We start from the raw sequence: 15,780 nt of genomic DNA, 5'->3' as shown, positions 1-15,780 counted from the left end.
CACAAATGCCCGAGCCCCCCAATTGGTGTGTTTGGGGGGCTCGGGTCTTAATGTGTGTTCGGCGGTGTCCTACTTTTCCACCCTTTTGGGTAGTATCATTGGCGCTGGTAGGCTTAGCTTCCGGGTTCGGGATGGGACCGGGCGTTTCCCTGCCGCTATGGCCGCCGTAACTTTATTCACCCGTTTCTGGGCGCCCCCATCGTGTGTGTGGGGGGAGTGTGTTTTGGTGGTGGAGTGTGTTCACGCCATTGCTGGTGTGAATGTGTCCGATGTTGTGGGTGTGGTTGCGGGCGTTTAATGTGCGTCATTTTTTCTTACACGGTTTTATCTGCTACCCAACATGGTTGGGTGTGTGTAAGTTTTCGGCCGGTTAGTGCCAGTTCCCTAAACCTATTGCTAGGTGTGCAGGTCTGGTCTATCGATCCCGTGGTCTGCGGGGGGCCTTATCCCACTTAATGGGTGAGAAGCCTGGTCTTGGAGAAGGTTTCCCGCTTAGATGCTTTCAGCGGTTATCCTGTCCGAACGTGGCTATCCAGCCGTGCCCCTGGTGGGACAACTGGTGGACCAGAGGTTCGTCCGTCCCGGTCCTCTCGTACTAGGGACAGGTTTCCTCAAGCTTCTGACGCGCGCGGCGGATAGAGACCGAACTGTCTCACGACGTTCTAAACCCAGCTCGCGTGCCGCTTTAATGGGCGAACAGCCCAACCCTTGGGACCTGCTCCAGCCCCAGGATGCGACGAGCCGACATCGAGGTGCCAAACCATCCCGTCGATATGGACTCTTGGGGAAGATCAGCCTGTTATCCCCGGGGTACCTTTTATCCGTTGAGCGACACCCCTTCCACTCAGAGGTGCCGGATCACTAGTCCCGACTTTCGTCCCTGCTCGACTTGTAAGTCTCGCAGTCAAGCTCCCTTGTGCACTTACACTCAACACCTGATTGCCGTCCAGGTTGAGGGAACCTTTGGGCGCCTCCGTTACATTTTAGGAGGCAACCGCCCCAGTTAAACTACCCACCAGGCACTGTCCCTGAACCGGATATACGGTTCGAAGTTAGAGGCCCAATACGATCAGAGTGGTATTTCAACAATGACTCCACACACACTGGCGTGCATGCTTCACAGTCTCCCACCTATCCTACACAAACCGTATCGAGCACCAATACCAAGTTGTAGTGAAGGTCCCGGGGTCTTTTCGTCCTGCCGCGCGTAACGAGCATCTTTACTCGTAGTGCAATTTCGCCGAGTCTATGGTTGAGACAGTTGAGAAGTCGTTACGCCATTCGTGCAGGTCGGAACTTACCCGACAAGGAATTTCGCTACCTTAGGATGGTTATAGTTACCACCGCCGTTTACTGGGGCTTAAATTCTCCGCTTCACCCCGAAGGATTAACGGGTCCTCTTAACCTTCCAGCACCGGGCAGGCGTCAGTCCGTATACATCGTCTTGCGACTTCGCACGGACCTGTGTTTTTAGTAAACAGTCGCTTCTCACTGGTTTGTGCCACCCCCCACCGCTGCCGGCTGCAAGAGCCATGACAGTAGGAGGTCCCCCTTCTCCCGAAGTTACGGGGGCATTTTGCCGAGTTCCTTAACCATAGTTCACTCGTACGCCTTAGTATTCTCTACCTGACCACCTGTGTTGGTTTGGGGTACGGGCCGTGTGTGAGCTCGCTAGAGGCTTTTCTCGGCAGCATAGGATCACCGAATTCGCCTCAATCGGCTATGCATCACCTCTCAGGATATGTGAGACCCGGATTTACCTGGATCTCTCCCTACAGGCTTGCCCCAGTATTACCACTGACTGGTACGGCTACCTTCCTGCGTCACCCCATCGCTTGACTACTACCAGAGAAGGTCCCGCGCAGCCCTGCCAATCCTCACACCCGAAGGTGATCGGTAACGGCAGTTTTGGGCGGTTAGTACCTCTGATTCATCATGGGCGCGCACACACGGGTACGGGAATATCAACCCGTTGTCCATCGACTACGCCTGTCGGCCTCGCCTTAGGTCCCGACTCACCCTGGGCGGACTGGCCTGCCCCAGGAACCCTTGGTCTTTCGGCGGGCAAGGTTCTCACTTGCCTTATCGCTACTCATGCCTGCATTCTCACTCCCACACCCTCCACAACTGGATCACTCCGCTGCTTCACTGGATGCAGGACGCTCCCCTACCCAGCACACAAAGTGTGCTGCCGCGGCTTCGGCGGTGTGCTTGAGCCCCGCTACATTATCGGCGCACAATCACTTGACCAGTGAGCTATTACGCACTCTTTCAAGGGTGGCTGCTTCTAAGCCAACCTCCTGGTTGTCTTCGCGACTGCACATCCTTTTCCACTTAGCACACGCTTAGGGGCCTTAGCCGGCGATCTGGGCTGTTTCCCTCTCGACGCACGGAGCTTATCCCCCGCCGTCTCACTGCCACGCTTTCACTTACCGGCATTCGGAGTTTGGCTGACGTCAGTAACCTTGTGAGGCCCATCGGCCATCCAGTAGCTCTACCTCCGGTAAGAAACACGCAACGCTGCACCTAAATGCATTTCGGGGAGAACCAGCTATCACGGAGTTTGATTGGCCTTTCACCCCTACCCACAACTCATCCCCTCAGTCTTCAACCTAAGTGGGTTCGGTCCTCCACAACATCTTACTGCTGCTTCAACCTGGCCATGGGTAGATCACTCCGCTTCGGGTCCAGAACACACCACTACACCAACCCCTCTGGATTGGATACGCCCTATTCAGACTCGCTTTCGCTGCGGCTACCCCACACGGGTTAACCTCGCGACATGTCCCTGACTCGCAGGCTCATTCTTCAAAAGGCACGCCATCACCCCACGTAAAACGAGGGCTCTGACGGATTGTAGGCACACGGTTTCAGGTACTATTTCACTCCCCTCCCGGGGTACTTTTCACCATTCCCTCACGGTACTAATCCGCTATCGGTCATTGGGAAGTATTCAGGCTTACCGGGTGGTCCCGGCAGATTCACAGCAGATTTCACGGGCCCGCTGCTACTCGGGGACAGTTCCACAACAGAGCATATGTTTTCGCGTACCGGGCTCTCACCGTCTACGGCAGGCCATCCCAAGACCACTTCCGCTAACACACACTTTTTTTACTGTTGCCCCAGTCGGCGGACTGGAGAAGAAACGCCCCACAACCCCGCACACACAACCCCCGCCGGGTATCACATGCATACGGTTTAGCCATCCTCCGCTTTCGCTCGCCACTACTCACGGAATCACTTTTGTTTTCTCTTCCTACGGGTACTGAGATGTTTCACTTCCCCGCGTTCCCTCCCAACGGCTATATATTCACCGCTGGGTAACACGACATCACTCGTGCTGGGTTTCCCCATTCGGACATCCTCGGATCCACGCTCGGTTGGCAGCTCCCCGAGGCATATCGCAGCCTCCCACGTCCTTCATCGGCTCCCAATGCCAAGGCATCCACCATGCGCCCTTAAACACTTACAACACAGATAAACCAAATAAAGAAAAAAATTGCACATCAAACACACACAACAAACACCCACCGACCCGAAAGCCGGCGACCATTTCTTGCGTGCTAGATGCTCGCAACCACTATCCACAAATCAAACACCACACCCCACCACCAAAGATGGAGCAACAACAAACACCGCTCACCACCGGCCCCCAACACCKGGGASCYCGTGGACTCACGGCCGGACACCTCCACCAACGCAGAGGATCCGCAGGGCCTGTTGTCTCAAAGCCCAATAGTGTGTCTGGCAGCCCAGCACCCCCCAMACGGGAAAGCACCGAAAAAGTTTGTTGAGTTGCACCAGAACCGCCTCCACTACAGAGGACAGCCCATCCAACGAATCGTCCAGATCACCGAACCCCCACACGCGTGGGCGGGCCTGAATCTCGTGGTGCTCCTTAGAAAGGAGGTGATCCAGCCGCACCTTCCGGTACGGCTACCTTGTTACGACTTCGTCCCAATCGCCGATCCCACCTTCGACGGCTCCCTCCCACAAGGGGTTAGGCCACCGGCTTCGGGTGTTACCGACTTTCATGACGTGACGGGCGGTGTGTACAAGGCCCGGGAACGTATTCACCGCAGCGTTGCTGATCTGCGATTACTAGCGACTCCGACTTCACGGGGTCGAGTTGCAGACCCCGATCCGAACTGAGACCGGCTTTGAAAGGATTCGCTCCACCTCACGGCATCGCAGCCCTTTGTACCGGCCATTGTAGCATGTGTGAAGCCCTGGACATAAGGGGCATGATGACTTGACGTCATCCCCACCTTCCTCCGAGTTGACCCCGGCAGTCTCCTACGAGTCCCCGGCATAACCCGCTGGCAACATAGGACAAGGGTTGCGCTCGTTGCGGGACTTAACCCAACATCTCACGACACGAGCTGACGACAGCCATGCACCACCTGCACACAGGCCACAAGGGAACCGACATCTCTGCCGGCGTCCTGTGCATGTCAAACCCAGGTAAGGTTCTTCGCGTTGCATCGAATTAATCCACATGCTCCGCCGCTTGTGCGGGCCCCCGTCAATTTCTTTGAGTTTTAGCCTTGCGGCCGTACTCCCCAGGCGGGGTACTTAATGCGTTAGCTACGGCACGGATCCCAAGGAAGGAAACCCACACCTAGTACCCACCGTTTACGGCGTGGACTACCAGGGTATCTAATCCTGTTCGCTCCCCACGCTTTCGCTCCTCAGCGTCAGTTACTGCCCAGAGACCCGCCTTCGCCACCGGTGTTCCTCCTGATATCTGCGCATTCCACCGCTACACCAGGAATTCCAGTCTCCCCTGCAGTACTCAAGTCTGCCCGTATCGCCCGCACGCCCACAATTGAGTTGTGAGTTTTCACGAACAACGCGACAAACCACCTACGAGCTCTTTACGCCCAGTAATTCCGGACAACGCTCGGACCCTACGTATTACCGCGGCTGCTGGCACGTAGTTGGCCGGTCCTTCTTCTGCACATACCGTCACTTGCGCTTCGTCTGTGCTGAAAGAGGTTTACAACCCGAAGGCCGTCATCCCTCACGCGGCGTCGCTGCATCAGGCTTGCGCCCATTGTGCAATATTCCCCACTGCTGCCTCCCGTAGGAGTCTGGGCCGTATCTCAGTCCCAGTGTGGCCGGTCACCCTCTCAGGCCGGCTACCCGTCGTCGCCTTGGTAGGCCATTACCCCACCAACAAGCTGATAGGCCGCGGGCCCATCCCACACCGCAAAAGCTTTCCACCACACACCAGGAGGCGCATGGTCATATTCGGTATTAGACCCAGTTTCCCAGGCTTATCCCAAAGTGCAGGGCAGATCACCCACGTGTTACTCACCCGTTCGCCACTCGAGTACCCCGAAGGGCCTTTCCGTTCGACTTGCATGTGTTAAGCACGCCGCCAGCGTTCGTCCTGAGCCAGAATCAAACTCTCCAAACAAAAACAACCCAGCCAAAGCCAGGTGGAATTCGAATCAGAAAAACCTGATATCCAAACAAAAGACACCAACAAACTGGCATCAAAAAAACAGNTCCAAACAAAAACAACCCAGCCAAAGCCAGGTGGAATTCGAATCAGAAAAACCTGATATCCAAACAAAAGACACCAACAAACTGGCATCAAAAAAACAGGCCACCCACCAACTCAGGAAGACGGGAATCCCCCCAAATGRATGGCCAAAAACAACAAACAAAAACCACCAAACACACTATTGAGTTCTCAAACAACAGACTTGATTGTGTAGAAGTTTCCCGTTTCGGGGCAACCCTGCCAGCTTAAACTATCTAGGCCGGGGAGTCAAACTTCTCTGTTCCCCGTGTCCGGGGCAACTCGATTAGATTAGGACTTCGATCGTTGCGAAGTCAAATCCGCAGGTCAGAGGCTCGATGTCGCTGCATCAGCCGGTAGGTCCTAGCTTACCCGCTCCACCTCAGCACCCAAACTGACCAGGTTTTCCACGAACAACGGGTAGCCCCGATCGATGTGGAAGACGTCGTGCACCTCGGTGTCGCCGTCGGCGACCAGGCCGGCAAGCACCAAGCCGGCGCCGGCCCGGATGTCGGATGCCCACACCGGTGCACTCGACAGCTGAGGCAGACCACGCACGACGGCATGATGACCGTCCGTGCGGGCGTCGGCCCCCAGCCGGATCATCTCCTCGACGAACCGGAACCGCGCTTCGAACACGTTCTCGGTGATCATCGACGTGCCTTCGGCGATACACGCCAACCCGATCGCCATCGGCTGCAGGTCGGTCGGGAAGCCGGGGAACGGCAGGGTGGCGACGTTGACGGCCTTGGGCCGCTCGTACTGGACCACCCGGAAACCGTTGTCATGCTGGGTGACGGTCGCACCAGCGTCGTGCAACTTGTGCAACACCAGCTGCAGGTGCGCGGGGTCGACCCCGGTGACCGAGATGTCCCCCCGGGTCATCGCCGCGGCGATCCCCCAGGTGGCTGCGACTATGCGGTCCCCGATCACCCGATGCTCGGTGGGATAGAGCCGGTCCACCCCGGTGATTGTCAACGTCGAGGAGCCGGCACCGGAGACCTGCGCCCCCATCTGATTGAGCATGGTGCAGATATCGGCGATGTCGGGCTCGCGGGCCGCGTTGTGGATCGTGGTGACACCCTCTGCCAGCACCGCCGCCATCAGGATGTTCTCCGTAGCCCCCACTGACGGGAACTCCAACTGGATCTCCGCGCCACGTAGCTGATCGGCCTCGGCGACCACGCAGCCGTGCTCGATATTGCAACGGGCGCCCAGCTGTCGAAGACCGGACTGATGCATGTCCAGCGGCCGGGAACCGATGGCATCGCCACCGGGTAACGCGACCTTGGCACGCTTACCCCGCCCGACCAGCGGACCCAGCACACACACCGAAGCGCGGAACTGGCGCACCGCGGCGAAGTCGGCGTCGTACTTGACCTCGTCCGGCGAAGTGACCCGGACCGTCGAACCGTCGAGTTCGACGGTGGCGCCCAGGCCACGGAGCACTTCGGCCATCAACGGCACATCCAGGATGTCCGGGCAGTTGGTGATCGTGCTGGTGCCTTCGGCCAACAGCGTTGCCGCCATCAGCTTGAGAACACTGTTCTTCGCTCCCCCGACGGCGACTTCACCAGATAACCGGCTTCCGCCCGTCACCACGAATCGATCGCTCACGCGGGCCAGTGTAAGCAGAGCCGGCCCCGGTTTCAGAACGCTGCGGCCACAACGGCCCGGACCTGCCCGGTACGGTTTAACCATGGCCGTGCACCTGACCCGCATTTACACCCGGACCGGCGACGATGGCACCACCGGGCTGAGTGATTTCAGCCGGGTCTCCAAGAACGACGCCCGGTTGGAGGCTTACGCGGACTGCGATGAGGCCAACGCCGCCATCGGTGTCGCGGTCTCACTGGGCCAACCAGATGACCGGATCCGCGAGGTTCTGCTGCAGATCCAGAACGACCTGTTCGATGCCGGCGCCGACCTCTCGACTCCGGTGGTGGAGAACCCGGAATACCCGCCGCTGCGTGTTCTGCAGGACTACATCGACCGCCTCGAAGGCTGGTGCGACGAGTTCAACGAGGATCTGCCGAAGCTCGACTCGTTCATCCTGCCCGGCGGCACCGCGCTATCGGCGCTGTTGCATGTGGCGCGCACCGTCACCCGTCGCGCCGAGCGCTCTGCCTGGCGGGCGGTCGACCAGCACGGCGAATCCATCAACGTACTACCGGCGAAATACCTCAACCGGCTGTCTGACCTGCTGTTCATCCTGTCGCGGGTGGCCAATCCGGACGGCGATGTGAAATGGCAGCCCGGCGGCCAGCGAACCTAGTCACGGCGGACTGGGGGCACCTCCCGCTTACGGGGCAGAACGAAGCGACTCGGGATTCACTTGCGCCGGCGGGCCCGCGGTGACGGCCGCGATTCCACCCATGAGGTGAAGGCCGTCAATGCCCCGCGGTCGAGTGCGACCTCGTAGCCGCGCCCGCGTTCGGGGCTGACATCGCGCAGCTCCAGGACGGCGATCTCTTCGGTCATGATGTCGAACTCGTCACCGCGCGGGGAACGCCGGGAGACGACCTCAAGTCCGAGCCGGCTCAGCCGGCGGTCCGGCCACCAGCGCGCACTCGACAGCCGATAGAACTCGGCCTCGCCGCCGCGGTAGCGCAGCACGCCGTGCCGCCAACCGTGGCCGCCTTCGGCCGGGTAATCACGCAGGATGGCGGCGGTGCCGCCCACCTGGCGCAGCTTCCACAGCCGGTAGCCGAGTGCGACGACCGCCAACAGCAAAACGCCGACGAGCGCGACCATGAACAACATGGACGCGCTCATCGGCGGTTCCTACTAGTCGATCTGCCCGACCGCGCGCAGTCGCGCGCGGCCCCAGGCTGCGGTGGCAGGATCGTCGGATTCGGAGTCCTGCTTGGCCGCGTCGGCGTCGATCTCCGACTCGAACTGGGCGTTCTCCACCAGGAGGCTCACCCCGGACTCGGTCACCGACAGAAATCCACCGTCGACGGCAATGCGAAGGTCATCCTCGCCCTCCCGCTCGACGCGCACCATGGCGTCGTCGACCAGCTGGGCCACCAGCGGGATGTGCCGCGGCAGGATGCCGATCTCACCTGCGGTGGTGCGGGTGAAGACGAACGTGGCCTTGCCGGACCACAACTCACGCTCGACGGCGACGATCTCGACGTCCAGTTCAGCCATGCCACACCACCTTTCGTGCTTTCACCATCACAGCTTGGCGCCGAGGGTTTCTGCCTTCTTCGCCAGGTCGTCAAGGCCACCGATGAGGAAGAACGCCTGCTCGGGCAGGTGATCGAACTCGCCCTTGGACAGCTTGTCGAAGGCCTCGATGGTCTCCTTGAGCGGCACGGTCGAGCCGGGCTGACCGGTGAACTGCTCGGCCGCCATCATGTTCTGGCTCAGGAAGCGCTCGATCTTACGGGCGCGGTACACCAGCACCTTGTCCTCTTCGGACAGCTCGTCGATACCGAGGATGGCGATGATGTCCTGAAGATCCTTGTAGCGCTGCAGGATCCGGATGACTTCCTGGGCGACGCGGTAGTGCTCGTCGCCGACCACGCTGGGGTGCAGGATCGTCGAGGACGATGCCAGCGGATCCACCGCGGGGAAGATGCCCTTGGAGAACACCGCACGCGAGAGCTCGGTGGTGGCGTCCAGGTGGGCGAAGGTGGTCGCCGGTGCCGGGTCGGTGTAGTCGTCGGCGGGCACGTACACGGCCTGCATCGAGGTGATCGAGCGACCACGGGTCGAGGTGATCCGCTCCTGGAGCTCACCCATCTCGTCGGCCAGCGTCGGCTGGTAACCCACGGCCGAAGGCATACGCCCGAGCAGCGTGGAGACCTCGGAACCGGCCTGGGTGAACCGGAAGATGTTGTCGATGAACAGCAGCACGTCCTGCTGCTGCTCATCGCGGAAGTACTCCGCCATGGTCAGCGCCGACAGCGCGACGCGCATACGGGTGCCCGGCGGCTCATCCATCTGGCCGAACACCAAGGCGGTGTCCTTGAGCACGTTGGCGTCCGCGAGCTCGACCCACAGGTCGTTGCCCTCACGGGTGCGCTCACCCACGCCGGCGAACACCGAGGTGCCACCGAAGTTGCGGGCAATGCGGTTGATCATCTCCTGGATCAGCACGGTCTTGCCGACGCCGGCACCACCGAACAGGGCGATCTTGCCGCCACGCACGTACGGAGTGAGCAGGTCGACGACCTTCAGACCGGTCTCCAGCATTTCGGTGCGGGGTTCCAGGTCGGCGAAGGCCGGCGGCTTGCGGTGGATCGACCAGTGGTCGAAGTCCTCGCCGTATCCGGGCTCGTCGAGGCAGTCGCCGAGGGCGTTGAACACGTGGCCCTTGACGCCGTCACCCACGGGCACCGAGATCGACTTACCGGTGTCGCTGACGTCGGTGCCGCGCACCAGGCCGTCGGTGGGCTGCATGGAAATGGTGCGGACCAGGTTGTCACCCAGGTGCTGGGCGACCTCCAGGGTCAGCGTCTTGGCCAGCTCGCCGTAGGTGATCTCGGCGTGCAGGGCGTTGAACAGGTCGGGCACCGCGCCACGCGGAAACTCCACGTCGACCACGGGGCCGGTGATACGAACAACGCGACCCGTCGTGGTCTTTTCTGCGACAGCAGTCATATCTCTTTTCGCTTCCTACGGGGCTTACTTGGCGTCGGCCAGCGCGTTGGCGCCACCGACGATCTCGCTGATTTCCTGGGTGATCTGCGCCTGACGCTCGCGGTTGGCCGCCAGCGTGAGTGCCTTGATCAGATCGTCGGCGTTGTCGGTGGCCGACTTCATGGCGCGCCGGCGTGAAGCCGACTCCGAGGCGGCCGCCTCCAGCAGTGCCGCGTACACGCGGGTGGCGATGTAGCGCGGCAGGAGCGCGTCGAACAGGTTCTCGGCGTTCGGCTCGAACGAGAACAGGGTGTGCGGGCCCTCATCCGGTGCGTCTTCGACGTACTCGACGACCATCGGGGCGATCCGCAGCGCAGCCGCAGTCTGCGACAGCATCGAGCGGAACTCGGTCGACACGATGTGCAGCTCGTCGACACCGAGGATGCCGTCCGCGCCGCCGTCGTCGCCGTCGTCATCGGCACCGGACATGAATGCCGTCACCAGGGTGTCGGCGATCTCCTTGGCGTGTTCGTAGGTCGGTCGCTCCGAGAAGCCGGTCCACGACTCCGCCACGTCACGCTGACGGAAGTTGTAGTAGCCCAGAGCCTTCCGACCGACGACGTAGACCACCGGGGACTTGCCCTCGTCACGCAGCAGCGAGAAGAGCTCCTCGGCGCGACGCAGCACGTTGGCGTTGTACCCACCGCACAGCCCACGGTCCGAGGACACCACCAGCACGGCGGCCCGCTTCGGGTTCTCCCGTGCGACGAGCAGCGGGTGATCCAGCGCGCTGGCGCCGGCCAGCTCGGTGAGCATGCTGGTGATTTCGGTGGCGTAGGGCCGGGCCGCTTGGACCCGGGCCTGCGCCTTGGCGATCCGCGACGTGGCGATCAGCTCTTGAGCCTTGGTGATCTTCTTGATCGCCCCGGCCGAGCGGATACGTCCGCGTAGCTCGCGCAGTGTGGCTGCCATTGGTTACCTAGGCCTTCTTGGGTGCAGGCTTGCGGACCTTGACCGATTCCTTCTCCAGGTCCTCGGGATCGAGGGCTTCGGAGTCGGACTCGTTCACCACGACCGAGCTGCCGTCGGATGCCGAGAAGCCCTTCTTGAAGTCGTTGATCACGGTGACCAGCTTCTCCTCGGCCTCTTCGGATAGCTTCTTGCTGTCCTTGATGCCGTTCAGGAGGTCGGAGTGGCTGGCCTTGACGTGCTCCAGCAGCTCGGTCTCGAAGCGTGAGACGTCTTCGGCGGGAACCGAATCCAGGTGGCCCTTGGTGCCGAGGAAGATCGCGACAACCTGATCCTCGACGGACAGCGGGCTGTACTGGGGCTGCTTGAGCAGCTCGACCAGGCGCACACCGCGGTCCAGCTGCGCCTTGGAGGCCGCGTCCAGATCCGAGGCGAAGGCCGCGAAGGCCTCCAGCTCGCGGTACTGCGACAGGTCGAGGCGCAGCGAGCCCGCGACCTCTTTCATCGCCTTGATCTGAGCGGCACCACCGACGCGGGACACCGACACACCGACGTTGATGGCCGGTCGCACGCCCTGGTTGAACAGGTCGGACTCCAGGAAGCACTGGCCGTCGGTGATGGAGATGACGTTGGTCGGGATGAACGCCGAGATGTCGTTGGCCTTGGTCTCGATGATCGGCAGGCCGGTCATCGATCCACCGCCCAGTTCGTCGGACAGCTTGGCGCAACGCTCCAGCAGACGGGAGTGCAGGTAGAACACGTCACCGGGGAACGCCTCACGGCCCGGCGGGCGGCGCAGCAGCAGCGAGATGGCGCGGTAGGCGTCGGCCTGCTTGGACAGATCGTCGAACACGATGAGGACGTGCTTGCCGTCATACATCCAGTGCTGGCCGATGGCCGAACCGGTGTAGGGGGCCAGCCACTTGAAGCCGGCAGCGTCGGAGGCGGGGGCCGCGACGATGGTGGTGTACTCCATCGCGCCGCCGTCTTCGAGCGCCCGCTTCACCGAGGCGATCGTGGTGCCCTTCTGGCCGATCGCGACGTAGACGCAGCGCACCTGCTGCTTCGGGTCGCCGGTCTCCCAGGCCCCACGCTGGTTGAGGATGGTGTCGACGGCGACGGCGGTCTTACCGGTCTTGCGGTCGCCGATGATCAGCTGTCGCTGGCCGCGGCCGATCGGAGTCATGGCGTCGATGGCCTTGATACCGGTCTGCAGCGGCTCACTGACACCCTGGCGCTGCACGACCGAGGGGGCCTGCAGCTCGAGGGCACGACGGGTCTCGGCGGCGATGTCGCCCTGACCGTCGATGGGCTGTCCGAGCGGGTTCACCACGCGGCCCAGGAAGGCGTCGCCCACCGGGACGGAGAGCACCTCGCCGGTGCGCTTGACCTGCTGGCCTTCGGCGATCTTTTCGAAGTCACCCAGAATCACGGCGCCGACGCTGTGCTCGTCGAGGTTCAGCGCCACGCCCAGAACGCCGCCCGGGAATTCGAGCAGCTCCTGTGTCATGACCGAGGGCAGGCCCTCGACGTGGGCGATGCCGTCACCGGCATCGACAACGGTGCCGACCTCTTCCCGCTCGGTGTCGGCGGAAAACGAGGATACGTAGCCCTCGATGGCACCTTCGATATCAGCAGCCGAGATTGTCAACTCTGCCATGGTTTTTCGTCTTCCTACCTTTGATCTGGGTGATAAGTCTTCTGGGTCAGTCCGGCAGCTGGGTCTGCGCGGCGGCCAATCGGGACGCGATGGATCCGTCGATCACTTCGTCACCGACGGTGATCGACAGACCACCGAGCAGTTCCGGATCGACATGCAACTGGATGGACACCGGATGCCCGTAGATGCGCGAGAGCACGGTCGCCAGGCGATCGCGCTGTGCATCGGTCAGATCCGCAGCGGCGCTGACATGAGCCACGACCTCTCCACGACGGGCCACTGCGAGCTCGGCGAGATCGATGACCGCTTCGTCGGCGCGCTCCCCGCGGAGCAGGCCGATGGTCTGCGACAGCAGCGCGGCGGCGGTGCCATTGGCGCTGCTTCCGGTACCGACCACCTTGTCCAGCAGGGCGATTCGACCTGCGGCATCGGTGGTGTAGTCGCTCAGCAGTGCAGACAGCCGCGGCTCGGAGTCGAGAACCCGCCCGAACTGGAACAGCTGGTCTTCCACCTCGTCGACCTCGCCGGCCGCGTTCGCGCGCTGCAGGAGGGCCAGACGCGCGATGTGCTCGATCCCGTCGACCAGGTTGGCCTCGGTGGACCAGCGCTGGGATGCGGCGGTGCGGACCAGCTTCAGGGTGGGCTCACCGATCTTGCCGGTCAGCAGCTTGTCGACCAGCGAGACCTTGGCCGTGGCGGAATCCGCCGGCTCGGCCAGGTGCTTGGTCAGAGCGCTCTCGGTGATGAGCAGCTTTGCCACTGCAGCCAGGTCGTCGGCCAGAGCCGTCAGCCCGTCGGCATCCAAACCACCTGCCAGGCTGTCGAACTCGGACACCAGACTGGCCAAGGCTTCACGGCTGGCCGCCCGGAGTCCCGCGGTGGCACCGGTCTCGATGACAGCGGCCGACGGGGCCATCTGGTCGAGATCGTCCAGGAAGCGGTCGACGGTGGCAGCCTGCGCGGCCGAATCGGCCACGTGGGCACGGACCAGGTCGGCGGCCTTGGCGACTGCTTCATCGCCCAGCCCGAGCCGCAGTTCGCGCACCAGCTGCTGGCGGAGCAGGTGAACCTGCTGCCCGCCCTGAGCCTTGATGCGCTCGGCGTCGATCCCGGCCTGCTCTTCGAGCTGGGCCTTGATGCGCTCGGAGTCCTGCTTTGCCTCACCGGTGACGCTGCCGGCCTCGGCCTCGGCGTCGGCCAGTGCCTTGGCATGCATGGCATCGGCCTCAGCGAGCTTCTTCGCCGCCTCGGCACTCTCGGCCAGGGCGACGCGGATGGCCTCCTGCTGCTTGACCATCAGCCCCTTCACCAGGGGTGCCACCCATTTGGCGATGATGAACACGATGACGGCGAAGCCGATCAGCTGTCCGATGAATGTCGACATCTAGTTGTTCCGTCCCGAATTCACGTCGACGCCGAGGATGCGGCTCGCCAGGGTGGCCGAGAGGCCATCCACCGACGAGGTCAGCTCGGCTTGAGCAGCTGAACCCTGTTGGGACAGCTTCTCGTTGGCCTGGCGTACCGTCTCGGCGACTTCACCGCTGGCCTCGGCCCGCTTCGAGTCGACGACCTGACGGCCTTCGGCGCGTGCCTCGTCACGAAGTGCCGATGCCTCGGCGCGTGCGCCGGCCATCGCCTGGTCGTAGTCGGCCTGAGCGGCTGCCACCTGTTCAGCCGACTTACGGCTGTCGGCAGCAGTTTTGGCCAGCATGGCCTCGCGCTCGGCGAGCACCTTGCTGATCGGCGGCACCACCCACTTCCAGATCACGCCGAGCGTGATCAGGAAGATGAGCAGCACGGCGAAAAAGGTGCCATTGGGGACCAGGAAGTTACTGGTCCCCCCGCCCTCTTCCGCGGCCACGATGGATACGGTCAGCTGGTCCATGCCGTCGGACTACTGCAGGCCCGGCGTGGCGAAGACGAACAGCGCCATGAACGCCAGGTTGATGAAGTACGCGGCCTCCACCAGACCGACGGTGATGAAGAACGGGGTGAACAGCCGGCCCTGGGCCTCGGGCTGCCGGGCGATGCCGGAGATCAGCGCGTTACCCGCGATGCCGTCACCGATACCGGCGCCGATGGCACCGCCACCCATGATCAGACCGCCACCGATCAGCGCGCCAGCGGTGATGATGGCGTTGGGATCGAGTTCCATTCCTTTTTCCTCCTTGTAACTGGTGGCGGTGCCACCAGGACTTCTGTCGTACGTGTCAGTGCAGCTAGGTCAAACGGTCGAAAGTCAGTGCGCGTGCTCTTTGGTGTCGTGGTCGTCGTGAACTTCCATCGACTGGCTGAAGTACAGGATCGTCAACAGGCTGAAGATGAAGGCCTGGATCAAACCGACGAACAGGTCGAAGGTCTTCCAGATGGCATTGGGCAGCCACTGGATGTACCAGGGGAACATCGCGATCAGCGCCACCAGGATGCCGCCGGCGAAGATGTTGCCGAAGAGTCGCAGTGCCAGCGAGATCGGCTTGGCGAGTTCCTCGACGATGTTGATCGGGGCCAGGAAGGCGACGTGGCCCTTGACGACCGCGATCGGGTGTCCGATGGCGCCGCGCCGCCAGATGCCCGCCGCGTGGTAGCAGATGAACACGAACAGAGCGAGGGCCAGCACGAAGTTGATGTCCGAGGCCGGCGGCTTGTAGAGCTCGGCCGCGGCACCGTCGGATCCGCCGTACTGCCACGGGAACACGGCCAGCCAGTTGGAGATCAGGATGAATGCGAACAGCGCGACGGCCAGCGGCAGGACGAAGGGGGCGATCTTCATGCCGATCGAGCCCTCGATCTGCTGGCGCATCTGGATGGTCAGCGCCTCCCAGAACAGCTGCACGCCGCCGGGCACGCCGGTCGAGGTGACCTTGGACTTCAGATAGAACGCCAGCCCGATGATGATCACCGCGGTGATCGCGGTGGCCATGATCGTGTCACCGTTGAAGGTCATGCCGAACAGTTCGAACACCATCGTGTGGTGTCCGACGTGGATGGCGGCGCCACCCTCTTCGGCGGCAAGCACAGTCTCAGTCATTCG

General features: G+C 62.1%; 12 protein-coding genes and 3 rRNA genes. 2 read left to right on the top strand and 13 right to left on the bottom strand.

Annotated features, from left to right (window positions below):
• Positions 1-56: 56 nt before the first annotated feature.
• From rrf to ASE48_RS05310, 3 genes are all read right to left on the bottom strand, one after another.
• Positions 57-169: ribosomal RNA gene (rrf, locus tag ASE48_RS05320) — 5S ribosomal RNA — on the bottom strand.
• A 181-nt stretch (positions 170-350) separates the two neighbouring features.
• Positions 351-3,472, bottom strand: a 23S ribosomal RNA gene (locus tag ASE48_RS05315).
• Positions 3,473-3,902: 430 nt separating this feature from the next.
• Positions 3,903-5,422 (bottom strand): 16S ribosomal RNA (locus ASE48_RS05310).
• The 16S, 23S and 5S rRNA genes sit together here, the layout of an rRNA operon.
• Positions 5,423-5,514: 92 nt before the next feature.
• Here ASE48_RS05310 and ASE48_RS33340 point away from each other — a divergent pair.
• Positions 5,515-5,697: hypothetical protein (locus tag ASE48_RS33340; RefSeq protein ID WP_235570785.1), on the top strand; the 183-nt coding region annotated here is incomplete at its 5' end.
• Positions 5,698-5,893: 196 nt separating this feature from the next.
• On the opposite strand, the gene murA is transcribed toward ASE48_RS33340, so the two are convergent.
• Positions 5,894-7,147, bottom strand: coding sequence for a UDP-N-acetylglucosamine 1-carboxyvinyltransferase (murA, locus tag ASE48_RS05305; RefSeq protein ID WP_057165961.1), 1,254 nt, complete (start codon positions 7,145-7,147; stop codon positions 5,894-5,896).
• 82 nt (positions 7,148-7,229) lie between these two features.
• On the opposite strand from murA, the gene ASE48_RS05300 reads away from it, so the two are divergent.
• Positions 7,230-7,805 (top strand): cob(I)yrinic acid a,c-diamide adenosyltransferase, encoded by a 576-nt coding sequence (locus ASE48_RS05300; RefSeq protein ID WP_057165960.1) that lies wholly within the window; start codon positions 7,230-7,232, stop codon positions 7,803-7,805.
• Positions 7,806-7,861: 56 nt separating this feature from the next.
• Here ASE48_RS05300 and ASE48_RS05295 read toward each other — a convergent pair whose 3' ends face one another.
• The 9 genes from ASE48_RS05295 to atpB all read right to left on the bottom strand — a co-directional run bounded on the left by ASE48_RS05295 (position 7,862) and on the right by atpB (position 15,777).
• Positions 7,862-8,305, bottom strand: a complete 444-nt coding sequence (locus ASE48_RS05295) for a DUF2550 domain-containing protein (protein ID WP_057165959.1) — start codon at positions 8,303-8,305, stop codon at positions 7,862-7,864.
• A 12-nt stretch (positions 8,306-8,317) separates the two neighbouring features.
• A complete protein-coding gene (locus ASE48_RS05290) occupies positions 8,318-8,683 on the bottom strand; it encodes a F0F1 ATP synthase subunit epsilon (RefSeq protein WP_057165958.1) in 366 nt (121 codons plus the stop codon).
• A 27-nt stretch (positions 8,684-8,710) separates the two neighbouring features.
• Positions 8,711-10,141, bottom strand: coding sequence for a F0F1 ATP synthase subunit beta (gene atpD / locus ASE48_RS05285; protein ID WP_057165957.1), 1,431 nt, complete (start codon positions 10,139-10,141; stop codon positions 8,711-8,713).
• Positions 10,142-10,165: 24 nt separating this feature from the next.
• Positions 10,166-11,092 carry a F0F1 ATP synthase subunit gamma gene (locus tag ASE48_RS05280; RefSeq protein ID WP_057165956.1) on the bottom strand — a complete coding sequence of 309 codons (927 nt, stop codon included), beginning with the start codon at positions 11,090-11,092 and terminating at the stop codon, positions 10,166-10,168.
• A gap of 7 nt (positions 11,093-11,099) precedes the next feature.
• Positions 11,100-12,749, bottom strand: coding sequence for a F0F1 ATP synthase subunit alpha (gene atpA, locus ASE48_RS05275; RefSeq protein WP_057165955.1), 1,650 nt, complete (start codon positions 12,747-12,749; stop codon positions 11,100-11,102).
• Between the two features lie 46 nt (positions 12,750-12,795).
• Positions 12,796-14,133, bottom strand: a complete 1,338-nt coding sequence (locus ASE48_RS05270; RefSeq protein WP_057165954.1) for a F0F1 ATP synthase subunit B/delta — start codon at positions 14,131-14,133, stop codon at positions 12,796-12,798.
• Positions 14,134-14,634 carry a F0F1 ATP synthase subunit B gene (locus ASE48_RS05265; RefSeq protein WP_057165953.1) on the bottom strand — a complete coding sequence of 167 codons (501 nt, stop codon included), beginning with the start codon at positions 14,632-14,634 and terminating at the stop codon, positions 14,134-14,136.
• Between the two features lie 9 nt (positions 14,635-14,643).
• The gene (locus ASE48_RS05260; protein ID WP_036440957.1) at positions 14,644-14,904 is read right to left on the bottom strand and encodes a F0F1 ATP synthase subunit C; all 261 of its coding nucleotides are present in this window, start codon (positions 14,902-14,904) and stop codon (positions 14,644-14,646) included.
• A gap of 84 nt (positions 14,905-14,988) precedes the next feature.
• On the bottom strand, positions 14,989-15,777 hold the full coding sequence (gene atpB / locus ASE48_RS05255; RefSeq protein ID WP_057165952.1) for a F0F1 ATP synthase subunit A: 789 nt from the start codon (positions 15,775-15,777) through the stop codon (positions 14,989-14,991).
• Between the last annotated feature and the right edge of the window lie 3 nt (positions 15,778-15,780).

Source organism: Mycobacterium sp. Root265 (assembly GCF_001428895.1).
In the GTDB taxonomy this organism is placed as follows: domain Bacteria; phylum Actinomycetota; class Actinomycetes; order Mycobacteriales; family Mycobacteriaceae; genus Mycobacterium.
The sequence above is the reverse complement of the archived record's forward strand: the minus strand, read 5'-3'. Positions and strand labels throughout refer to the sequence as shown.